Annotated in this window: 19 protein-coding genes and 1 tRNA gene; 9 read left to right on the top strand and 11 right to left on the bottom strand. The window is 67.6% G+C overall.

What is annotated here, in order from left to right:
* Positions 1–8 precede the first annotated feature (8 nt).
* A complete protein-coding gene (locus ACTIEY_RS20540) occupies positions 9–755 on the top strand; it encodes an alanyl-tRNA editing protein (RefSeq protein WP_439521016.1) in 747 nt (248 codons plus the stop codon).
* Between the two features lie 38 nt (positions 756–793).
* On the opposite strand, the gene ACTIEY_RS20545 is transcribed toward ACTIEY_RS20540, so the two are convergent.
* Positions 794–2014 (bottom strand): class I SAM-dependent methyltransferase, encoded by a 1221-nt coding sequence (locus ACTIEY_RS20545; RefSeq protein WP_439521017.1) that lies wholly within the window; start codon positions 2012–2014, stop codon positions 794–796.
* Positions 2015–2237: 223 nt separating this feature from the next.
* Here ACTIEY_RS20545 and ACTIEY_RS20550 point away from each other — a divergent pair, with 223 nt between their 5' ends.
* The 4 genes from ACTIEY_RS20550 (at position 2238) to priA (ending at position 8843) form a co-directional block, all read left to right on the top strand.
* Positions 2238–4442 (top strand): protein-disulfide reductase DsbD family protein, encoded by a 2205-nt coding sequence (locus tag ACTIEY_RS20550; RefSeq protein ID WP_439521018.1) that lies wholly within the window; start codon positions 2238–2240, stop codon positions 4440–4442.
* 39 nt (positions 4443–4481) lie between these two features.
* The gene (locus tag ACTIEY_RS20555; protein WP_439521019.1) at positions 4482–5108 is read left to right on the top strand and encodes a redoxin domain-containing protein; all 627 of its coding nucleotides are present in this window, start codon (positions 4482–4484) and stop codon (positions 5106–5108) included.
* Positions 5109–5188: 80 nt separating this feature from the next.
* Positions 5189–6292, top strand: a complete 1104-nt coding sequence (gene hemE / locus ACTIEY_RS20560) for a uroporphyrinogen decarboxylase (RefSeq protein WP_439521020.1) — start codon at positions 5189–5191, stop codon at positions 6290–6292.
* Between the two features lie 436 nt (positions 6293–6728).
* Positions 6729–8843 (top strand): replication restart helicase PriA, encoded by a 2115-nt coding sequence (gene priA / locus ACTIEY_RS20565; protein WP_439521021.1) that lies wholly within the window; start codon positions 6729–6731, stop codon positions 8841–8843.
* Positions 8844–8850: 7 nt separating this feature from the next.
* On the opposite strand, the gene ACTIEY_RS20570 is transcribed toward priA, so the two are convergent.
* The 4 genes from ACTIEY_RS20570 to ACTIEY_RS20585 form a co-directional block, all read right to left on the bottom strand.
* Positions 8851–9264, bottom strand: coding sequence for a hypothetical protein (locus ACTIEY_RS20570; RefSeq protein WP_439521022.1), 414 nt, complete (start codon positions 9262–9264; stop codon positions 8851–8853).
* Positions 9261–9761 (bottom strand): GAF domain-containing protein, encoded by a 501-nt coding sequence (locus tag ACTIEY_RS20575; protein WP_439521023.1) that lies wholly within the window; start codon positions 9759–9761, stop codon positions 9261–9263. Before ACTIEY_RS20575 ends, ACTIEY_RS20570 begins: the two co-directional genes overlap by 4 nt.
* Before the next feature lie 105 nt (positions 9762–9866).
* Positions 9867–10283: a hypothetical protein gene (locus ACTIEY_RS20580; protein WP_439521024.1), complete on the bottom strand. Its 417-nt coding sequence runs from the start codon at positions 10281–10283 to the stop codon at positions 9867–9869.
* Positions 10280–10780, bottom strand: a complete 501-nt coding sequence (locus ACTIEY_RS20585) for a GAF domain-containing protein (protein ID WP_439521025.1) — start codon at positions 10778–10780, stop codon at positions 10280–10282. Before ACTIEY_RS20585 ends, ACTIEY_RS20580 begins: the two co-directional genes overlap by 4 nt.
* Before the next feature lie 158 nt (positions 10781–10938).
* Here ACTIEY_RS20585 and ACTIEY_RS20590 point away from each other — a divergent pair, with 158 nt between their 5' ends.
* Positions 10939–11904, top strand: coding sequence for an MBL fold metallo-hydrolase (locus ACTIEY_RS20590; RefSeq protein WP_439521026.1), 966 nt, complete (start codon positions 10939–10941; stop codon positions 11902–11904).
* A 10-nt stretch (positions 11905–11914) separates the two neighbouring features.
* Here ACTIEY_RS20590 and ACTIEY_RS20595 read toward each other — a convergent pair whose 3' ends face one another.
* Positions 11915–12877 carry an AEC family transporter gene (locus ACTIEY_RS20595; protein WP_439521027.1) on the bottom strand — a complete coding sequence of 321 codons (963 nt, stop codon included), beginning with the start codon at positions 12875–12877 and terminating at the stop codon, positions 11915–11917.
* 99 nt (positions 12878–12976) lie between these two features.
* Here ACTIEY_RS20595 and ACTIEY_RS20600 point away from each other — a divergent pair, with 99 nt between their 5' ends.
* The 3 genes from ACTIEY_RS20600 to ACTIEY_RS20610 are packed head-to-tail and all read left to right on the top strand — an operon-like array spanning position 12977 to position 16459.
* Positions 12977–15055, top strand: coding sequence for an ATP-dependent helicase (locus tag ACTIEY_RS20600; protein ID WP_439521028.1), 2079 nt, complete (start codon positions 12977–12979; stop codon positions 15053–15055).
* On the top strand, positions 15052–15522 hold the full coding sequence (locus ACTIEY_RS20605) for a hypothetical protein (protein WP_439521029.1): 471 nt from the start codon (positions 15052–15054) through the stop codon (positions 15520–15522). The genes ACTIEY_RS20600 and ACTIEY_RS20605 overlap by 4 nt, the downstream gene beginning before the upstream one ends.
* A gap of 43 nt (positions 15523–15565) precedes the next feature.
* Complete coding sequence (locus ACTIEY_RS20610) at positions 15566–16459, top strand: delta(1)-pyrroline-2-carboxylate reductase family protein (protein ID WP_439521030.1); 894 nt, start codon at positions 15566–15568, stop codon at positions 16457–16459.
* An 11-nt stretch (positions 16460–16470) separates the two neighbouring features.
* Here ACTIEY_RS20610 and ACTIEY_RS20615 read toward each other — a convergent pair whose 3' ends face one another.
* The 5 genes from ACTIEY_RS20615 to ACTIEY_RS20635 all read right to left on the bottom strand — a co-directional run bounded on the left by ACTIEY_RS20615 (position 16471) and on the right by ACTIEY_RS20635 (position 20774).
* Positions 16471–16872 carry a hypothetical protein gene (locus ACTIEY_RS20615; protein ID WP_439521031.1) on the bottom strand — a complete coding sequence of 134 codons (402 nt, stop codon included), beginning with the start codon at positions 16870–16872 and terminating at the stop codon, positions 16471–16473.
* A gap of 56 nt (positions 16873–16928) precedes the next feature.
* A tRNA-Phe gene (locus ACTIEY_RS20620) sits at positions 16929–17004 on the bottom strand.
* 59 nt (positions 17005–17063) lie between these two features.
* Positions 17064–17768, bottom strand: a complete 705-nt coding sequence (locus ACTIEY_RS20625) for a response regulator (RefSeq protein ID WP_439521032.1) — start codon at positions 17766–17768, stop codon at positions 17064–17066.
* A 30-nt stretch (positions 17769–17798) separates the two neighbouring features.
* The gene (locus ACTIEY_RS20630; RefSeq protein WP_439521043.1) at positions 17799–20027 is read right to left on the bottom strand and encodes an ATP-binding protein; all 2229 of its coding nucleotides are present in this window, start codon (positions 20025–20027) and stop codon (positions 17799–17801) included.
* Between the two features lie 60 nt (positions 20028–20087).
* Positions 20088–20774 carry a DUF4390 domain-containing protein gene (locus ACTIEY_RS20635; RefSeq protein ID WP_439521033.1) on the bottom strand — a complete coding sequence of 229 codons (687 nt, stop codon included), beginning with the start codon at positions 20772–20774 and terminating at the stop codon, positions 20088–20090.
* Positions 20775–20785: the final 11 nt, after the last annotated feature.

The raw sequence follows: 20785 nt of genomic DNA on the forward strand, positions 1-20785 counted from the left end.
ATGCCGCCATGACACAGGACCTCTTCCGCCAGGACGCCTACCTGACCCATTGCGACGCGCTCGTGACGCGCATCGACGAGCGCGGTGTGGTGCTGGATCGCACCGTGTTCTACCCGCTGGGCGGTGGCCAGGCGGGCGATGCCGGCACGTTCACGCTGGCCGATGGCGCGGTGATCGCGATCGCGGACACGCGCAAGGACAAGGATGCGGAGGGCCGACCGACCGCGGACATCGTGCACGTTCCGGCACCGGGCCAGGATGCGCTGCTGGCGCAGGTGCGCGTGGGCGCCGCGGTCACCGCGCGCATCGACTGGGCTCGCCGCCACCGCCTCATGCGCTTTCACTCCGCCACACACCTGCTGTGCCACCTGATTCCGGTGCCCGTGAACGGCTGCTCGATCACCCCGGACTACGCGCGCATGGACCTGCACATGACCGACCCGCTGGACAAGGATGCGCTGACCCAGGGGCTGGAACGGCTGGTGACGGAAGGGCATGCGCTGGTGGTGGGTGCGATCAGCGATGCCGAACTCGACGCCAACCCGTCGCTGGTGAAAAGCATGAGCGTGGCGCCGCCGCGCGGCAGCGGCACGGTGCGCACCATCCGGATCGGCAGCGATGCGCTCATGATCGACCTGCAGCCCTGCGGCGGCACGCACGTGGCGAACACCGCAGAGATCGGCCGGGTCGTGGTCACGAAGATCGAGAAGAAATCCGCGACCACCCGCCGCGTGGTCCTAGGGTTCCAGGATTAGGGCGACGCAGCGACCCGCGCAGCGGCGGAGCGTGGAGGCTACCGATACATCCACTGGCGCGACCAGGGCATTCCCGCCGCGTCCTCGCCGGCAGGCCGGCACAACACCTGGTAGATCGACACCTCGTCGTGCTGGAACGCCCAGGCGCAGCCGGCGAGGTACACGCGCCAGATGCGCCAGCGCTTCTCGTCCACCAGCGGTTTGATCTGTGCGGTGCGCGCCTCGAACGCGTCGCTCCAGAGCTGGGTGGTGCGCATGTAGTGGCGGCGCAGGTTCTCGATGTCGAAAGCCTCCAGGCCACCCTCCTGCAGCGTGCGCAACACGGTGCTGATGTGCGGCAGTTCGCCCTGCGGAAATACGTAGCGGTCGATGAACCTGCCGCCGCCATGCCGGGTTTCGCCGTCGTAGGCGTCGGTGCTCGTGATGCCGTGGTTCATGGCCCAGCCGTCGGGCTTGAGCAGCTTGCGGATGTGGCCGAAATAGCCCACCAGGTGGTTCAGGCCCACGTGCTCGAACATGCCCACGCTGGTGATGCGGTCGAAGGGGCCGTCCTTCACGTCGCGGAAGTCCTGCAGACGGATGTCGATGCGGTCTTCCAGCCCGGCCGCGCGCACGCGCTCGCGCGCCAGTACGTACTGGTTCTTCGACAGCGTCACGCCCACGCAATGCGCGCCGAACTTCTCCGCCGCCCGGATGGCCAGCGCACCCCAGCCACAGCCGATGTCCAGCAGCCGCTGGCCGGGCTGCAGCCGGATCTTGGTGAGGATGTGGTCGATCTTCTTCACCTGCGCGTCGGCCAGGGACTCCTCGCCGGTCTCGAAATAGCCACACGAATACACCATGCGCTCGTCCAGCCACTGCGCGTAGAACTCGTTGGACACGTCGTAGTGGTACTGGATGGCTTCGCTGTCGCTTTCGCGCGTGTGGCTGAAGCGACGGCGCAAGCGGCCCAGCAGGCCACCTTCGGGTTGCGCGTTCTCCGCCAGCCGGTGCGCCACGGCCAGGATGTCGGGCAGGGCGCCGTCCACATCCACCAGGCCCTCCACATAGGCCTGCCCCAGCGTATCGAGTCCGGGGTCGATCAGCAGCGGCAGCGCCGAAGCATCGCGCACGCGAATCTCCACGCTCGGTTGCTCGAACTCCCCGAGTTCAATGGACGAGGTGCCGCGCTCGCCCCAACTCAGGCGAACCGGCAGGTTCACCCGCGACTTCATTCTTTGCGCCCACGGCAGCAGGGCGCGCTCAACGATCGATCCCATGCATCAACCTCCAAGCCAGTCGTCCGTCCCTCAGGTGCTTTGTACCGAAACCTTCAAAACTTGTGAAGTCGGCACGCTCTGACAAAACAACAGCGCTGACTTATATTCCCCTGGTGGCCGCGCTCCCAGCCCTCCCGGCAGGAACTTGGGCGCGCGCGGACCGTCCTACCGCTGCACATCGGCCCCGCCAGGCCCGCTTCCTTCCATCCCGATCCGCTCACCCATGTTCGCGCTCCTGCCTTTTTCTGCCACCCGTGCGCGCCTGCGCGCTGCCCTGCTGACCGCACTGCTGCCCGTGGCGGTGATGGCGCAGGGAGTGCTGGGCGACAAGCCCGCCACGACCGTGGTGCAGAGCGACCAGGCACGCGCCGAGTTGATGGCGCACGCGCCCGACGGCGCCTCCGCGGGCAAGCCGGTCTGGATCGGTCTGCAGCTCACCCACGCGCCCGAATGGCACACCTACTGGAAGAACTCGGGCGACTCCGGCCTTCCCACCGAGCTGCAGTGGACGCTGCCTGAGGGCGTGAGCGCCGGTGAGATCGCCTGGCCCACACCGCGCAAGTTCCCCATCGGCAACCTGGCCAACTACGGCTACGACGGCACCGTGGTGCTGCCGGTGCCGCTGACGGTGTCGCCCGATTTCAAGGGCGAGCACATCGACGTGAAGCTCTACGCCGCGTGGCTCGTCTGCCGCAAGGAATGCATTCCCGAAGAGGGCAACTTCTCGCTGCGCATTCCCGTGCAGGGCTCCCTGGCCAGCCACGGCGGGGCCTTTGACGCCAGCTTCAAGGCCGCGCCCCGGGATGTGCCCGCAGGTGACAGCACGGCAGAGCCTTCACCGACGGCGCTGAAGGTTTCGCTCACCGGGCTGCCCACCGCCTGGCGCGGCCAGAAACTGGAGTTCTTCCCCGAAACCACGGGACTGATCGAACCTGGCGCCGCCTGGAAGCAGACCTGGGACGGCGAGCGCTGGACGGCCGAGGTGCCCTTGTCGCCCCACCGCAGCGAAAGCCCCGCCCGGCTGGCGCTGGTGGTGGCCCAGGCCGATCCGCCGGGCCAGGGACCCGGCGCGCCCGGTGCCCGGCTGGACGTGCCGGTGCAGGGCGCGTGGCCCTCGGCCACCCCTCAGGTCGTGGCCGTACCGGAAGCGCTGCAGGCCGCGCTCGACGCCAACGCGGCCCGCGCCAGCGCACCAGCCCAAAGCGCAACCCCGCTCACGCTGGGTGCGGCCTTGCTGGGCGCGCTGCTCGGCGGGCTCATCCTCAACCTCATGCCCTGCGTGTTCCCGGTGCTCGCCATCAAGGTGATGGCGTTTGCGAAGCACGCCAACGACCGACCCGCGCACCGCGCCAACGGCCTGGCCTACACCGCCGGCGTGGTGCTGTCCTTCACTGCGCTGGGTGCCTTGTTGCTGGCGTTGCGCGCCGCGGGGGAACAACTGGGATGGGGCTTCCAGTTGCAGAGCCCGGCCGTGGTGGCGGCGCTGGCCGCGCTGTTCACGCTCATCGGCCTGAACCTGGCCGGCCTGTTCGAGTTCGGCCACGTGCTGCCCAGCCGTGTGGCCAGCCTGCAGGCCAGGAACCCCACCGTAGATGCCTTCCTCACCGGCGTGCTGGCCACCGCCATCGCGTCGCCCTGCACGGCACCCTTCATGGGCGCCTCGCTGGGCCTGGCCGTGGCGTTGCCGGCGGCGCAGGCGCTCGCCGTGTTCGCGGTGCTGGGCCTGGGCATGGCGCTGCCCTATCTCGCGGCCAGCTGGGTGCCGGCGGTGGCGCGCGCGCTGCCGCGTCCGGGCGCGTGGATGAACACCTTCCGCCACCTCATGGCCTTCCCGATGTTCGCCACGGTGGTCTGGCTGCTGTGGGTGCTGGGTCAACAGAGCGGCATCGATGGCGCTGCCGCCCTGCTCATGCTGCTGGTGGTGCTGGCGTTGCTGGTGTGGGCACTGGGCCTTCGCGGCAAGGGCCGCACCGTCATTGCCGGCCTGTCGCTGGTGGGTCTGGCCTGGCTGTCCTGGGCCATCGGGCCGAACATCACGCGCCTGCAGGACGCCGCCCCTGGCCAGGCGGTGGCCACTGCCGTCGATGGCGTCAGCTGGCAGCCCTGGAGCCCGCAGGCGCAGGCCGCCCTGGTCGCCGAGGGACGCCCGGTGTTTGTCGACTTCACCGCCGCCTGGTGCGTGACCTGCCAGTACAACAAGCGCACCACGCTGGCCGACGCCACCGTGCTCGGCGACATGGCGGGCAAGAATGTGGCGTTGCTGCGCGCCGACTGGACGCGCCGCGATCCCGCCGTGACGGCCGCGCTGGCCGGTCTGGGCCGCAACGGCGTGCCGGTGTATGCGATCTACAAGAACGGGCAGGCCACGCAGGTGCTGTCCGAAGTGCTGACCGTCGAGGAGGTCCGTGCGGCGCTGGCCCAACTCTAGCGCCGTGTCTTTTTCATCGTCTGTTTCAGGAGTTCCACCATGCAACGCCGTCCCCTGCTCGCTCTTGCTGCCTTCTCGCCTTTCGGCACGCTGCTGGTCACGCCCGCTTTCGCGGCGGCCGGCGTGGGCCAGGCCGCGCCCGACTTCACCTTGAGCGACACCGCCGGCAAACCGGTCAGGCTCTCGGACTTCAAGGGCAAGACCGTGGTGCTGGAGTGGAACAACCCCGGTTGCCCCTTCGTGCGCAAGCACTACCAGGGCAACATGCAGTCGCTGCAGAAGGAAGCGACCAGCCAGGGCGCGGTGTGGCTCACCATCAACTCCACGCGCGACGACAGCGCCGACTACCAGACCCCGCCGCAACTCGGCCGCTGGATGGCCGAACAGAAGGCCAGCCCCACCGCCACGCTGATGGACGAGGACGGCAAGGTGGGCGAGGCGTACGCAGCGCGCGTCACGCCGCACATGTACATCGTCAACCCGCAGGGCATGCTGGTGTATGCCGGCGGCATCGACAGCATTCCCTCCGCACGGGTCGAGGACATCCAGAAGGCCACCAACTACGTGCGCCAGGGGCTGGGCGAGATGCGTGCGGGCAAGCCGGTGAGCGTGGCCACCAGTCGCGCCTACGGCTGCAGCATCAAGTACAAGAGCGGCGCGGCCTGAAGCTGCACGCCCTGGTGCGGGACGCGCACCGGTGGCTCGGTTAATCTCTGTCCCCAGCCCAGCCACTTCCCACTCCGCCCATGCCCTTCGCCCCACTGCAGAACGACACCTTCCTGCGCGCCTGCCTGCGCCAGGCCACCGATCACACGCCGGTGTGGCTCATGCGCCAGGCCGGGCGGTATCTGCCGGAGTATTGCGCCACGCGCGCCAGGGCCGGCAGCTTCATGGGGCTGGCAACGAACGTCGACTACGCGACCGAGGTCACGCTGCAGCCGCTGGAGCGTTATGCGCTGGACGCCGCCATTCTGTTTTCCGACATCCTGACGGTGCCCGACGCGATGGGCCTGGGGCTGTCGTTCGCGCTGGGCGAAGGACCGAAGTTCGCCAGGACGGTGCGCACGGAAGCCGACGTGGCCACGCTGGCGGTGCCCGACATGGAAAAGCTGCGCTACGTGTTCGACGCGGTCACCTCCATCCGCAAGGCGCTGAATGGTCGGGTGCCGCTCATCGGCTTTTCGGGCAGCCCGTGGACGCTGGCGTGCTACATGGTGGAAGGCGGTGGCTCGGACGACTACCGTGCCGTGAAGTCGCTCATGTACAGCCGGCCTGACCTCATGCACCGCATCCTCGCCATCAACGCCGATGCCGTGGCGGCGTACCTGAATGCGCAGATCGAGGCCGGCGCGCAGGCGGTGATGGTGTTCGACAGCTGGGGCGGTGTGCTGGCCGACGGCAAGTTCCAGGAATTCAGCCTGGCGTACACGCGCCGGGTGCTGGCCCAGCTGCACCGCGAGCACGAGGGCGTCACCATCCCGCGCATCGTCTTCACCAAGGGCGGCGGCCTGTGGCTCGACGACATGAAGGGGCTGGATTGCGAGGCGCTGGGCCTGGACTGGACAGTGAACCTCGGCCAGGCACGCGCACAGGTGGGCGAAGGTCCGCAAGGCAAGGCGCTGCAGGGCAACATCGATCCCAACGTGCTGTTCGCGCCGCCCGAGCGCATCGACGCCGAGGTGGCCGCGGTGCTGGAGAGCTTCGGCAAGCCGCACCAGGGGCCGGGCCAGGGCGCCACGCACATCTTCAATCTGGGCCACGGCATCAGCCAGTACACGCCGCCAGAACACGTGTCGGTGCTGGTGGATGCGGTGCACCAGCACTCTCGCCGACTCCGCGCTGCCGTTTGAGGCGCTGCGAATTCGGGAGCTTCAAAGGCATGTTTTCATGCGGCCCGGGCGGGCGTTGAAGCGCGTTTTCAAACCCGCGCACCGCCTCTTTCAGGCGCCTCTGAAATGAGGCTTAACACAAAAATCAGGGAAAAAGGCACTTGACAAGCCTCACTTATGCACAAAACTTGTGCTGCGGTGCGCCATAGCCAGGAAAGCGGTACCAAGCTCTGTCACTCGCTCAGATTGGTCAGCAAGTCGTTGATTCATAACGGTTTTGTTTTCTGCTTTTTTTGCAGGCAATTTAAGCAAACCCTTGATTTGCAAGGGTTCCGGCGTCGCCGGAGCAAACTATCAACAAAGTTATCCACAGAATGTCTGGATATGTTCCGATGCACTTTCAAATCAAGCACTTAGCGTGCATTCCGACACATAAGCTGAGGAACACGCGCTAACCATGGCTTTCTGGCCCAACGTGGTCGTGCCCACACCGGCGCACAGTGGGGTGGCTGAAGGCCTCTGCTACCGAAGTGAGTTGTCGCTCGCGCCCGGCACGCTGGTTCGTGTGCCGCTGGGCGCGCGCGAGGTGCTGGGCGTGGTGTGGGAATGCCCGGATGTTCCACCCGAAGGCTTGAGCGAAGCGCGCACGCGCGAGGTGGCCGGTGTGCTCGAAGGCCTGCCGCCCCTGAACGAGCGGTGGCGCCAGCTGGTGCAGTTCGCGGCGCGCTACTACCAGCGAAGTCTGGGCGAGGTGGCGCTGGCCGCGTTGCCTCCACAACTGCGCGACCTCAGCAACGTGCAGCTCGCGCGACGCCTCAAGCGCCGCGCGGGAGAACCCGCGACACCGGCCGATGGCGTCGCGGACGGCCCCGAGCTCAGCGCGGAGCAGCGCGAAGCGCTGGCAGCCCTTGAGGCCGCGCGCGCTCCCGTGCTGTTGTTCGGCGCCACCGGCAGCGGGAAGACCGAGGTCTACCTTCAGGCCACGCAACGCGCGCTGGCCGAACACGCGCAGGCCCAGGCCATGGTGATGGTGCCGGAGATCAACCTCACGCCCCAACTGGAAGCGCGCTTTCGGGAACGCTTCGAACCGATGTTCGGCGCCGGCGCCGTGGTCTGCCTGCACAGCGGCATGACGCCAGCGCAACGCCTGGCGGGCTGGCTGGCGGCCCACACGGGCCGCGCGCGCATCGTCCTGGGCACGCGCATGGCGGTGCTCGCCAGCCTGCCCGGATTGCGCCTGATCGTGGTGGATGAAGAACACGACCCGAGCTACAAGAGCCAGGAAGGCGCGCGCTATTCGGCACGCGATCTGGCGGTGTACCGGGCCAAGCTGGAGACGGAGGCGCTGGCCACGCAGGAGGCACGTTGCCAGGTGGTGCTGGGGTCGGCCACACCTTCGCTGGAGAGCTGGCACGCCAGCGAGCAGGGCCGCTACCTGCGGCTGGCCATGCCCGCGCGCATCGGTGGCGGCGCGCTGCCCCGGCTGCGCCTGGTGGACATGAACCACCAGCCCAAGGGCGCGGTGCTGGCGCCCCCGCTGGTGGCGGCCATGGGCGAGCGCGTTGCGCGCGGCGAACAGTGCCTGGTGCTGCTCAACCGCCGAGGCTACGCGCCCGTGCTGGCCTGCCACGATTGCGGCTGGAAGAGCGCCTGCCCGCATTGCAGCGCCTACCGCGTGTTCCACAAGCTCGACCGCACGCTGCGCTGCCACCACTGCGGCTTCACCGAACGGGTGCCGCGCGCCTGCCCCGATTGCGGCAACCTCGACATCGCACCGGTGGGCCGGGGCACCGAGCAGATCGAAGAACAGCTGGCGGCCTTGCTGGCCGACGTGAAGCGCCCCGACGGCGAACCCGCACGTGTGGCGCGCATGGACGCCGATTCGACCCGCCACAAAGGCAGCCTGGAAGCGCAACTGGCCACCATGCACAGCGGCGAGGTGGACGTTCTGGTGGGCACGCAGATGATCGCCAAGGGCCACGACTTCCGCCGCATCACGCTGGTGGCCGGCATCCACGCCGACGCGGGCCTGTTCGCCAGCGACTACCGCGCGCCCGAGCGGCTGTTCGCCCTGCTCATGCAGGCCGGCGGGCGCGCCGGGCGCGACGCCGCGTTCATGAGCGACCAGGGTGCCGCCAGCGAGCTGTGGGTGCAGACCTGGTACCCGCAGCACCCGCTGTTCGACGCCTTGCGGCGGCACGACTACCCCGCCTTTGCGGCCACCCAGCTCGCCGAGCGCGAAAGCGCGGGCATGCCGCCCTTTGGCCACCAGGCCTTGCTGCGCGCCGACGCACGCACCCAGCAGGCCGCGCAAGCCTGGCTCAACGCAGCGGCTCAGGCTGCCCCGGGCCTGCCGCATTTTTCAGACGTGACTCTGTATCCGGCGGTGCCGCTCACGATCCAGCGCGTGGCCAATGTGGAACGCGCGCAGATGCTGGTGGAATCCGCCTCGCGCGGCGCGCTGCAGCGGTTCCTCGCGGCCTGGCAGCCCACGCTGCTGGCGTGTCGCAGCCTGCCCGAGGCGAGGGGTTTGATCCGCTTCGCGGTGGATGTGGATCCGCTGACGGTGTGAGCCGTTGCTAGGCGCCCACCAGTTCCTGCGCGGGCCACAACTGCTCGACCGTGTGAATCACGTCGCGCAGCTTGAAGGGTTGCAACAGGAACCGGCGCACATTCAGTTCCTTGAGTCGCGCCACCAACGCCGCATCGGCGTCACGCGCCATGGCGGCCACCGGAATCCCGGCGTCGCAGCGCATGCCACCTTCGCGCAGGCGTGTCAGAAATGCCAGCGAAGCGTCGCCTTCGCTCAGTGAAATCAGCAGCCCGTCGGGTCTGCCCGATTTCAGCCACTCCTCGCCCATAGCCACACTGGTGATCTGGCGCACGCGTGCGAGCTGCAGATCGCGACAGACCGACGCGACCGTGCTTCGGACGAGACCATCGGGTTCGATCAGCAGCAATATGCGCTGTCGCGCAGCTGGATTCGCGCTCACGAAACGACCTCTTCACGGCGAACCAGTTCTTCCACCACCACGTCGCGCAGGCCGCCGAGAATCGCCACGTCCAGGCGATCGAACTTGCGCGGTCGACGGTCCATGACGCACAGCGTGCCCACCACCTCGCCATAGGGCAGGCGCAGCACGCAGCCAGCGTAGAAGCGGATCAAAGGCTCACCAACCACCAGGGGGTTGTCACGAAATCGCAGGTCTTTCAGAGTGTCCGGCACCACCAGGCCATCCCGCTCGCTGATTGCATGCCCGCAGAAAGAGATGTCGCGCGCGGTCTCACAAACGTCCATGCCGAAGTTGGACTTGAACCACTGGCGGTCGCGGTCCACCAGCGAGACCAGGGCCATCGGCACATCGAATTCCCTGGCCGCGAAAGCCGCGACCCGGTCGAAGCGCTCTTCGGGTGGGGTATCGAGGATCAACAGCTCGCGCAGGGCGCGAAGCCGCTGGGCCTCGTTGTGGGGCAGTGGCGCCTTGATCATGGTGAGCTCCGGATGGGATGGGAGGCACGTGAATGGCCGGTCGGGCTCACACACGTGCCTCTTCATCGGCACGGGCAGCAAAAAGGTGAGACCGCTCAGCGGCTCTCAGGCACAAGCGCCCGCGCGAGCGGCCCACAGCTGCTCGACGGTCTGGATCACGTCGCGCAAACGGTAGGGTTGCAGCAGCAGGCGCCGAACCTCCAGGGCCTTCAACTGCTTGATCAGGGCCGGATCACCTTCGCGCGCCATCACAGCGACCGGCATGTGGGCTTCGCACCCAAATCCGCCTTCTCGCAAGCGGGTCAGGCAGGCCAGCGACGTTTCGCCTTCGGCCAGCGAGATCAGCAGCCCGTCGGCCATCCCCGACTTCAACATGGGCTCGGCCATGCCCACGCTCGTGGCCTGCTGTACGTGCACCAGTTGCAGGTCCCGGCAGACCGAGGCAACGGTGCTGCGAAGCAGTCCATCGGGTTCGATGAGCAGCAGGGTGCCCGAGGGCGGGCGCGTGTCGCCCGTGCTCATGTCGTGGCCTCCTCGCGACGGAACATTTCTTCCACCACCATGTCGCGCAAGCCGCCGAGAATGGCGACATCCAGGCGGTCGAACGGACGCGGACGGCGGTCCATGATGCACAGCGTGCCCACCACCTGGCCATAGGGCAGGCGAAGCACCGAGCCGGCGTAGAAGCGCACATAAGGCTTGCCGATCACCATGGGGTTCTGGCAGAAGCGCGCGTCCTTCAGCGCGTCGTGCACCACCAGCGCGTCGGGCATGTGGATGGCGTGGCCGCAGAACGATTCCTCGCGCGGGGTTTCCCGGTCCTCGAAGCCGAACTGCGACTTTGACCAGAGCCGATCCCGGTCCACCAGGGAGACCATCGCCATCGGAACTTCGAACTCCTTGGCGGCGAAGGCCGAGATGCGGTCGAACCGCTCTTCGGGCGGTGTGTCGAGGATGACCAGCTCGCGCAGGGCTTGCAGCCGGTTGGACTCGTTGCGGGGCAGAGGGGGCGACATCATGGACAGCTCCTGACTGGGCGAAAGGCGCGGCAGGCGCCTGTGGGTCTCGCGTACCAGAATGTCGGCAGGACGACAGGAAAACTGAAGGAAAAAGGATAAACATAAGTGAACTGCGATATAAGCCCAGAATTGCATTCCCAGGTTTCCGGAGACACACCATGCTTTTCCCGCTTCGTCGAGCCCTGCTGATCCTTGGCCTGGTGGTGCCGCTGGCAGTTGCTGCGCAGGTGGCCCCGGAGCCTGCGATGCGCGTGGAGCAGGTGGGCCCGCACAGCTATTACGTTCAGGGTCTCACGCAGCTCGGGTCCACGAAGAACCAGAACTTCATCAGCAACGCCGGCTTCGTGATCACGCCCGCCGGCGTGGTGGTGGTGGACGCGCTGGGTTCACCCCGGCTGGCCGAGCGGCTGACCCAGGCGATCCGTCAGCTGACCGACAAGCCGGTGACGCACGTCATCCTGACCCACTACCACGCCGATCACATTTACGGCCTGCAGCACTTCAAACAGCACGGTGCCCAGGTGATCGCGCACGTGGCGGCCAAGGAGTACATGCAGTCAGAGACCGCGCAACTGCGCCTGGAGGCTTCGCGCGCCGACCTCGCGCCGTGGATCGACGCCCACACCCGCCTGGTGGCGGCCGACACCTGGATCGAAGGCACCACCACGTTGCGTGTGGGCGGCGTGGTGTTCGAGCTCGACCGCGTCGGTCCCTCCCACACGCCGGAAGACATCACGGTGTACGTGCCTTCCGAGAAGCTGTTGTTCGCCGGCGACCTGTTCTTCAATGGCCGCCTGCCGTTCGTGGGCCGCGCCAACAGCAGCCAGTGGATCCGGTCGCTGGACCGCCTGCTCGCCTACGACACACGCAGCGTCGTGCCGGGCCACGGACCGGCATCGATCGACCCGAAGAAAGACATCGGCACCACGCGCGACTATCTGAAACACCTGCGCGAGACCATGGGCAAGGCGGTGGAAGACTTCGTGCCGTTCGACGAGGCCTACGCCAGCACCGACTGGAGCGCGTTCGAAGCCATGCCGATGTTCGGCCCAGCCAACCGCATGAACGCCTACAACACGTATCTGCTGATCGAAGAAGAAACGCTGGGCAAGGGCCAGCGCTGAGCCGGAACGCTCAGGTCATGAGCGCGACCGCACCCGAGAAGGTGAGGAAGGACACGGCGGTGGTCACCAGGATGATGCGCGCGATGCGCCCGTTGTCCGCGCCGAAGCGCTCGGCCAGCAGCGAGACATTGCTGGCGCTGGGCAGCGCAGCCACCAGCACCATCACCGTGAGGGACGACGACGTCAGCGGCAGCCCCGCCTGGATGGCGAGCAGCCCCACCGCCAGCACCAGCATCGGGTGAATGAAGAGCTTCATGACCGCCACCGGAAGGTAATCGGCCAGCGGCATGGGGTGGTTGGCGGTCATCTGCGCACGCGCAAGCACCGCGCCGATGGTGAACAGCGCCACCGGGGAAGCCGAGTCGGCAAGCAGCCACACCGTCTGTTCCACCGGCCTGGGCAGGGTGAACGCCCAGGCCGACGCCGTGCCACCCAGGATGATGGCCCAGGGCATGGGGTTGGCCAGCACACCCTTGAGCGCCTTGCGCCCGGCATCGATCACGGCCGAACGACCGTTGCCTTCAGCGGTGTCCAGCCGCGAGAGCGCGATGCACAGCGAGCTGGTGACCAGCATGTCCACCACCATGGTGAGGATCACCGTGCCCGCCGCCGACGCGCCCAGCAAAGCCACGATCAGCGGCACACCCATGAAGCCCGAATTGGGGAACGCCGCCACCAGCGCGCCCAGCGAGGCGTCGTTCCAGCGAATGCGCGCGTTCAGCGTGAACGCGATCGTCACGCCCACCATGAGCAGACCGCACACCACGTACACACCCGCCACGTTGACATCGAGCAGCTGCGCAATGGGCGTGGTGGACCCGAAGCGGTACAGCATGCAGGGCAGCGCAAAGTAAAGCACGAAGCCGTTGAGGCCCGGGATCGCCTCCAGCGGCAGCAGGCGCCGGCGCGCGGCCACATAGCCGGCCAGCACAAGGGCAAAGAAGGGAAAGGTGACGAGCAGGATTTGCAGCACGGGTGCGATTGTGTCAGGCGCCGACGAGCGGGACTGCCAGGACCGACCGGTATGATCCACCGCTTCCCCAGAAGCCTTCCCCGTCCGTTTCCTTTTTCCATGTCCAACGGCCTCAACCTCGCCCAGCTCGAAGCCGTGAACCACCTGGGCGGGCCGTGCCTGGTGCTCGCGGGCGCAGGGTCGGGCAAGACGCGCGTGATCACGCACAAGATCGGGCGGCTCATCCAGGCGGGTCTCGCCGCCGACCGCATCGCCGCCATCACGTTCACCAACAAGGCCGCTGCCGAAATGCGCGAGCGCGCAGGCCAGCTGGTGGGGCGCGAGGCCAAGCGGGTGCTGATCTGCACCTTCCATGCGCTCGGGGTGCGGCTGTTGCGCGAAGACGGCGCGGTGCTGGGCCTGAAGAAGCAGTTCTCCATTCTGGACACCGACGACATCACCAGCCTGTTGAAGGACTGCGGTGGCACCACCGACGCGGCCACCGCGCGCGGCTGGCAATGGACCATCAGCGCCTGGAAGAGCGCTGGCCTGAACGCGGCGCAGGCGCTGGCGCAAGCGAAGGACGAAAACGAGCGCGTGGCCGCGACCATCATGGCGCGCTACGAAGAGCGCCTCACTGCCTACCAGAGTGTGGACTTCGACGACCTCATCAGCCTGCCGCTCAAGCTGCTGAGCGAGCACGAAGACGTGCGCGCGCGCTGGCAGAAGAAGATGGGCCATGTGCTGGTGGACGAGTACCAGGACACCAACGCCACGCAATACGAGCTGCTGAAACTGCTGGTGGGCGAACGCGCGCGCTTCACGGCCGTGGGCGACGACGACCAGTCCATCTACGGCTGGCGAGGCGCCACGCTGGACAACCTGAAACGCCTCCCGCAGGACTTTCCCGAACTCAAGGTCATCAAGCTGGAGCAGAACTACCGCTCCACCAGCGCCATCCTGCGCGCGGCCAACAACGTCATCGGGCCCAACCCCAAGCTGTTTCCCAAGACGCTGTGGAGCGACCTGGGCGAAGGCGAGCCGGTGCGCGTGGTGGACGCCGACAACGAGGACCACGAGTCCGAGCGGGCGGTCGCGCGTATCCAGAGCCTGCGGTCGAGCTCACAGCACAAGGAATGGCGCGACTTCGCCATCCTGTACCGCGCCAACCACATGGCGCGGTCGTTCGAACAATCGCTGCGCAAGGCCAACATTCCCTACAAGGTGTCCGGCGGCCAGAGCTTCTTCGACCGCGCCGAGATCCGCGACCTCTGTGCCTGGTTGCGCCTGCTCGTCAACAACGACGACGACCCGGCGTTCCTGCGCTCGGCCACCACGCCCAAGCGCGGCATCGGCCACACCACGCTGCAGGCGCTGGGCAACTTCGCGACGCAGTACAAGCTGAGCCTGTTCGAGGCCCTGTTCGCCAACTCGCTGGGCACCGCCCTGCCCGCGCGCGCCGTGGCCACGCTGCACGAGTTCGGCCGCGCGGTCAACGATCTGGAGTACCGCGCGCGCCACACCATCGGTCATGAGGCCGCTCGAACTTTTCTCACCGACTGGCTCAAGGACATCGACTACGAGAAGCACCTTCACGACAGCGAGGACAACGAGAAGGTGGCGGCCGCGCGCTGGACCAACGTCATGGACTTCTGCGACTGGATGGCCGCGCGCTGCGGCGGCAAGATCGAGGACGATGCCGGCGTGCAGGTGGAGAGCGAACGCAAGAGCCTGCTGGAAGTGGTGCAGACCATCGCTCTGCTCTCCACGCTGAGCGAACGCGAACAGGACCAGAACGTGGTGACGCTCTCCACGCTGCACGCGTCCAAAGGGCTGGAGTGGCCGCACGTGATGCTGGTGGGTGTGAACGAAGGCCTGCTGCCGTTCAAGATGGACGAAGAGCCCGGCCAGAGCGACGCGGCGGTGGAGAACATGGCGCAACGCCTGCAGGAAGAGCGTCGACTCATGTACGTGGGCATCACGCGCGCCCAGCGCACGCTGGCCGTGAGCTGGCTCAAGCGCCGCAAGAAGGGCCGCGAAAGCATCCCCGGCCAGGCCAGCCGCTTCATCCAGGAAATGGCGCTGGACCAGAACACCGTGAAGGAAGATCCGCGCGAGAAACTGCGCGCGCTGCGCGCCGAGTTCGCGCAGCGCGCCACCGAACAGGCCGCCCAGAAAGCGGCCGACATGGCCCCATGAAACTCCACCCATTCACCTGGTTGATGGCCTGTGCGCTGGCCATGCCGCTGCATGCACAACAGGCCAGCCCCACCTGCACCGCGCCGGCAGACGTGGCCCCGGCGCAGCTCTATGGCCTGTGGCAACTCAAGCTCTGGCCCCAAAACGGTCAGGAGGCCGCGCCCACGTCCACCGGCGCCCTGCTCTTCGAACGCCACCCGGAATACCCCGGCAGCGTGCGCGGCAACCTCAAGCGCAGCACCGCGGGCAACGACCGCACTGCGCTGGTCTCGGGCGACGTCACCCAGGGCGAATTCAACCTCGACGAATCCGCCGACGGCATCGCCATGGACGCGGTGTGGGAAGGCGACGTGACGCCCAGTGGCTGCGGCCAGGAACTGCGCGGCATCCGCCGGCCGGCCCAGGGCAGCCCGTCGAATGATCCTGTGATGAACTTCGTGTTGAAGAAGGCGCCAGGCTGGCGCTGAGGCAAGCCTGGCCGAATCCGGCGCGCTCGAGGATGATCGGCGCATGACACCCGAACAGACCGCCGCCGCCCTGCCGTACCCTGCGCTCGCCAAGGCCGTCGAAGCCTTGCTGAGCGACCCGAGCGTGAGCGTGCCGCCGCGCACCGTGATGCCCATGCCCGGTGGTGGCAACCTGTTCGTGATGCCCGCTACCGACGCGCGCGTGGCCATCACCAAGCTCATCAGCTTCGTGGCCGACAACCCTTCTCGCCGTCTGCCCACCATCCAGGGTGACATCGTGGTGTTCGACGCCGTCACAGGTCAACGCCGCGCCCTGCTCGACGGCCCCACCGTGACCGCGCGCCGCACGGCGGCCGTCTCGCTGCTCACCGCACAGAAGCTGGCGCCGCGCACGGACGGGCCACTGCTCATCGTGGGCGCCGGCGTTCAAGGACGCTCGCACCTGGAAGCCTTTGCCGCCGGCCTGGGCGTGCGCGAGGTGTGGGTGCATTCGCGCAGCGCAGCGAGCGCCGATGCGCTGGTCGCGCATGCGCAGCATCTGGGCCTGCGGGCCCGCCGGGTGGAAGACGCCGATGCCGCCCTGGCGCATTGCCCCCTCGTCTTGAGCACCACGTCGGCCCAGCAAGTGGCGTTGCGTGGCACGCCACGGGACGACGCCTTCATTGCCGCGGTGGGTGCATTCACGCCCCGCATGGTGGAGTGGGCGCCGCAGGTGTGCCGCGACCTGCTGGCGCGTGGCACCGTGGTGGTGGACACGCGCGATGCCGACCACGAAGCCGGCGACCTGCTTCAGGCCGGCATCGACGTGAGCAAGCTGCCCACGCTCGGCGATGTCATCGCTTCACCACGCGCCGTGCGCGGTCCGGTGTTCTTCAAGAGCTGCGGCTGGGCCGGCTGGGACCTGGCGGCCGCGCGGCTCATCAGCGAATCGCCCTGAACCTGGTTGCTTCAGGCGGCTTCGGAGGGCGCGTGTTCCGGCTGTGCCGCGCCCGCGGCATCGGCCATCATTTCGGCCAGTTGCGGGGCGAGCTCGTTGTCAAAGCTCATCAATTGATCGGATGCCTGGCCGACCGCCACCGCACCCAGCAAGGCCGCCACCTCGGCCCGTTGCTGCTCGGTCGGTGCGCTCTTCAGCAGGCTGCCCCATGCGGCCAGGGTCTCATCCAGCAGGCGTTGCGAACCCAGCACATGCCACGCATAGTCGATGTCGTACCGGTCCACCAGATCGCGCAGGCTTTCGCCATCCGCGCGCGCTTCTTCGGCCACCTGCTGGATCGTGCGGGTGGACAGCAGCCTGGCCACTTGCGGCACCAGATCGGCGCGGACATTCGATGGGGTGGGGTGGGTCATGGCACGATCCTGAAAGCAAAAAGCCCATCGCGACGGATGGGCTTTTGCGAGATGTTTGGTGGCCTGGGGCGGAATCGAACCACCGACACGCGGATTTTCAATCCGCTGCTCTACCAACTGAGCTACCGGGCCTTTGGAAGAAGCGAGATTGTAGCAGCTTCGCTACCCCTCTCCAGGCCGTGGCCCAGGGCTCAGAGTGCATTGCGCTTGTTGCGCGCCAGGTCCACGCCGAGCTGCTTGAGCTTGCGGTAGAGGTGGGTGCGTTCGAGGCCGGTTTTCTCGGCCACGCGGGTCATCGAACCGGATTCCTTGGACAGGTGGTACTCGAAGTACGCCTTCTCGAATTCGTCGCGCGCTTCGCGCAGCGGACCTTCGAGGTTGAACGATTGCGAAGACTGCGGACCCAGGTCGAGCATGGGCTCGTGCAGCACGCCGCCGGTCATGACCGACTCGACGGTGAGCTCGGCATTGCCGACGAAGCCGCCGATGCGCACGGGTGGCATCGCGGCGGCGTTGTTGCCCGGCTTGGGGGGCGCCTTGTTCAAGCCCTGGTCCACGGCCTTGAGCAGCTTCTGCAGGGTGATGGGCTTTTCAAGGAAGGCGGTGGCGCCGATGCGGGTGGCTTCCACCGCGGTGTCGATGGTGGCGTGGCCGCTCATCATGATCACGGGCATGGACAACATGCCGGTGCTGGCCCACTCCTTGAGCAGCGTCACACCGTCGGTGTCGGGCATCCAGATGTCGAGCAGCACCAGGTCAGGGCGCAACTGCGATCGCACGGCGCGCGCCTGCGCGGCGTTCTCCGCCAGCTCGACCGTGTGGCCTTCGTCGTTGAGGATCTCGGAGAGCAGATCCCGGATGCCCAATTCGTCGTCTACGACCAGAATAGTTGCCATGGCTCGGTGTGCTTCCCTTGGAGCATGTTGTCAATTCGCAACTGCGAATGATAACGACACTTGGGCGCCGCTCACCTTGCCTTCGGTCATGCGATTGGCCAGGTCGACCCGGCCACCGTGTTCGTCCATGATTTTCTTGACCACCGCCAGGCCCAGGCCGGTGCCTTTGGTCTTGGTGGTGACGTAGGGCTCGAAGGCGCGCTTGAGGATGTGCTCGGCAAAACCGGGGCCCTGGTCGAGCACGGACAGGCGCACCCACTGGCCGGTGTCGGAGCGGCGGGTGCGCAGCACGACCTCCGCTCCCGGCAGGCCCGACATGGCATCCTGCGCGTTCTGCACCAGGTTGTGCAGCGTCTGGCGCACCTGCTGTCCATCGGCCAGCGCCAGGGGCAGGTCGTCGGCGAGTTCCAGGCGCACCGGCACGGCGGCGTGGTCGTACAGCACCAGGATGTCCTTGACCAGCGCATTGAGGTCGGTGGGCGCCAGGCGTGCGGCGGGCAGGCGCGCGTAGTCGCGGAACTCATTGACCAGCCGCTTCATGGCATCGACCTGGTCGACGATGGTGCGCACCGATTTGTTGAGGATCGCCTGCTCGGTCGGCTGCACCTTGCCGTCGAGCTTCATGGCCAGGCGCTCGGCCGACAACTGGATGGGCGTGAGCGGGTTCTTGATCTCGTGCGCCAGCCGGCGCGCCACTTCACCCCAGGCCTTGGCGCGCTGGGCCGACACCATTTCCGACACGTCGTCGAACACCAGCAGGCGCTGGTTGTGTGGCAGCAGGGCACCGCGCGCAATCAGCGTGATGCCTTCGTCGAACGGCGTGCTGCCATCGGCGCTGAGCTCGAACGATTGTTGCCAGTGGCCTCCCTCGTGCAGGGTCTGCTCGGAGAGGAAACGCTCGAACTGCTGCAGCACACCCGTGGCGAAGGCTTCCAGCCCGGGCACGGCGGCCAGCGGCTGGCCCATGTGCAGCGAGAGCGGCGTGCGCAGGATGCGGGCCGCACCGGGGTTGACGCTCTGCAGGCGGCCCTGCTCGTCGAGTACCACCACGCCCGCGGTGAGGTTGTCGAGAATGGTCTGCAGGTTGTCCCGCGCGGCGTCCACCTGTTCCATGCTTCTCTGCACGGCCCCGCGCGCATCGGCCAGGTCCTGCGTCATGTGGGCAAAGGTGCGCGTGAGGCTGGCGAGCTCGTCGCGAGACGTCAGCGCGGTCTTGGGCGCCAGGTTGCCGGCCGCCACCTCGCGCATGCCCTCGGCCAGCACGAGCAGCGGACGCACCAGCTGGTTGCCCAGCAGCACGGCCAGCAGCACCGCGCCGAACACGGCGAGGAACAGGGCCAGCGTGAGCGTGCCGATGTACATGCGGCGCAGCCCTTCGCGGGTGAGCGCGCGTTCCTGGTATTCGCGGTTGGCCACCTGCACGGCCAGCGCGTCGGTCACCAGCGCGCTGGGCAGCGGCACCACCACCTGCAGGTAGCGCGGCTCGGCGTTCAGCCCGAAGCTGGGCGGGCTCACCAGCGCCAGCACCTTGATGCGCGCCTGGCTGACGGCGATGAGGGCCTCGATGTCGTTCTCGGCGCCCTCTTCCAGCCCCTCGATCTGCGCCACCACCCGCGAGTTGCGCGCGCTGCGCAACTGGGCCGGCGTGGGCCGCTCGGGATTGATGTCGAAGCGGGACAAGCCTGAACTGCCCAGGGCCTGCCCGCTGGCGCTCCAGAGCACGAGGTCGGTGACACCCAGCTGTTCACGCAGCCGTTCCAGCGCGAACACCGCAGACGAGTTGGGCACGCGCGACAGGCTGTCGGCGGCCACGCGGGTCTTGCTGCTCAGGTCGGCGGTCAGCGTCTCCAGCGTGGTGCGACCCAGGTTCAGGCCGGCGGTGAGTGCCGACTCCACACGCACGTCGAACCAGCTCTCGATCGAGCGCGAGACGAACTGGTAGGACACGGTGTAGATGAGCACGCCCGGCAGGATGCCGACCAGGCCGATGATGGCCGCCAGTTTGATCAGCAGCCGGCTGCCGAACTTGCCGCGCTTGAGGCGCAGCGCCAACCGGAGCGCGAGCCACAGGATGACCAGCAGCAGGAAGGCGGCCACCGCCACGTTGATGCCCACCAGCCAGGTGAAATTCTGTTCGTAGAGCGCGCGGTTGTTGGTGGCCAGCGTGAGCAGGAACAGCAGCACCATGCCGACACCGGCCATGAAGACCAGGCCAGCGCCCACCGCCCAGCGCACGGCTGCGGTCTTGCGACGGGGCATCTGGGTTTCGCTGGAGGGAGTCACGGTGGTGGGCGGCGGGACGGTTGGACCGCCAGCGTATCAGCGGGCAGGCTCGACCTTGGGCGGTTCGCCGGTGACTTCCACGGCCTGCACGCCGTCGGCCAGCGGTGCCTTGTCGGGTTCGGCGCCTTCGGGCACGGCCAGCGAGCGCTGCAGGTCAATCGCCCACTCGGGCTGGTTGGCCATGCCGATCTGGAAGGGGCGGGGCAGCAGGGAAAGATCGAGGCGGAACGAGAATTCGACCCGGTGCGAGGCACCGGGTTCCAGGCGATCGGCGCCCGCGATGCGCCAGCGCGACACGCGAGCCACCCCGGCCAGGGCTTCGGAGAGGGTGTCGAAGTTCTGGTGCAAGGCGTACTGCAGGCCTGCGCCGCCGTTGGAACTGCCGGTTTCGTTGGACAGGCTCACCCGCCAGCGCCTCGTCAGGGGCTGGTAGGCCAGGCGCAGGGTGCGAAAGGCGCTGGTGACGCGGCGGTCGGTCCAGTACCAGCGGTAGCGGTAGACGTCGGCGCGCCAGACGAAGTAGAGCGGCACGGCCTTGAGGAGCGCGTCCTCCACGACCGACGAGGGATTGATCTCCATGCGCGCCGAGAGGTAGAGCGCTTCCGTGGTGCGCTGCAGGGTGAGCTGGTCGAGCAGCGGCGACTGCGACTGCGCCTGCGCGGGCCAGAGCAGCAGGCAGACCAAGGCCAGCAAGAGGCTGCGCAACGGGCCGACCGCGCGCATCAGCCAGGGGC

Source organism: Hydrogenophaga sp., from assembly GCF_051858985.1.
In the GTDB taxonomy this organism is placed as follows: domain Bacteria; phylum Pseudomonadota; class Gammaproteobacteria; order Burkholderiales; family Burkholderiaceae_C; genus Hydrogenophaga.

What these genes read in the sequence shown, in the direction of transcription:
- priA (WP_439521021.1), top strand. Translation starts at nt 6,729, where the DNA reads ATGGCTTTCTGGCCCAACGTGGTCGTGCCCACACCGGCGCACAGTGGG.
- ACTIEY_RS20610 (WP_439521030.1), top strand. Translation starts at nt 15,566, where the DNA reads ATGACACCCGAACAGACCGCCGCCGCCCTGCCGTACCCTGCGCTCGCC.
- ACTIEY_RS20555 (WP_439521019.1), top strand. Translation starts at nt 4,482, where the DNA reads ATGCAACGCCGTCCCCTGCTCGCTCTTGCTGCCTTCTCGCCTTTCGGC.
- ACTIEY_RS20550 (WP_439521018.1), top strand. Translation starts at nt 2,238, where the DNA reads ATGTTCGCGCTCCTGCCTTTTTCTGCCACCCGTGCGCGCCTGCGCGCT.
- ACTIEY_RS20540 (WP_439521016.1), top strand. Translation starts at nt 9, where the DNA reads ATGACACAGGACCTCTTCCGCCAGGACGCCTACCTGACCCATTGCGAC.
- ACTIEY_RS20600 (WP_439521028.1), top strand. Translation starts at nt 12,977, where the DNA reads ATGTCCAACGGCCTCAACCTCGCCCAGCTCGAAGCCGTGAACCACCTG.
- ACTIEY_RS20630 (WP_439521043.1), bottom strand. Translation starts at nt 20,027, where the DNA reads ATGCCCCGTCGCAAGACCGCAGCCGTGCGCTGGGCGGTGGGCGCTGGC.
- ACTIEY_RS20635 (WP_439521033.1), bottom strand. Translation starts at nt 20,774, where the DNA reads ATGCGCGCGGTCGGCCCGTTGCGCAGCCTCTTGCTGGCCTTGGTCTGC.
- ACTIEY_RS20580 (WP_439521024.1), bottom strand. Translation starts at nt 10,283, where the DNA reads ATGAGCACGGGCGACACGCGCCCGCCCTCGGGCACCCTGCTGCTCATC.
- ACTIEY_RS20605 (WP_439521029.1), top strand. Translation starts at nt 15,052, where the DNA reads ATGAAACTCCACCCATTCACCTGGTTGATGGCCTGTGCGCTGGCCATG.
- ACTIEY_RS20590 (WP_439521026.1), top strand. Translation starts at nt 10,939, where the DNA reads ATGCTTTTCCCGCTTCGTCGAGCCCTGCTGATCCTTGGCCTGGTGGTG.
- ACTIEY_RS20575 (WP_439521023.1), bottom strand. Translation starts at nt 9,761, where the DNA reads ATGATCAAGGCGCCACTGCCCCACAACGAGGCCCAGCGGCTTCGCGCC.
- ACTIEY_RS20545 (WP_439521017.1), bottom strand. Translation starts at nt 2,014, where the DNA reads ATGGGATCGATCGTTGAGCGCGCCCTGCTGCCGTGGGCGCAAAGAATG.
- hemE (WP_439521020.1), top strand. Translation starts at nt 5,189, where the DNA reads ATGCCCTTCGCCCCACTGCAGAACGACACCTTCCTGCGCGCCTGCCTG.
- ACTIEY_RS20615 (WP_439521031.1), bottom strand. Translation starts at nt 16,872, where the DNA reads ATGACCCACCCCACCCCATCGAATGTCCGCGCCGATCTGGTGCCGCAA.
- ACTIEY_RS20625 (WP_439521032.1), bottom strand. Translation starts at nt 17,768, where the DNA reads ATGGCAACTATTCTGGTCGTAGACGACGAATTGGGCATCCGGGATCTG.
- ACTIEY_RS20585 (WP_439521025.1), bottom strand. Translation starts at nt 10,780, where the DNA reads ATGATGTCGCCCCCTCTGCCCCGCAACGAGTCCAACCGGCTGCAAGCC.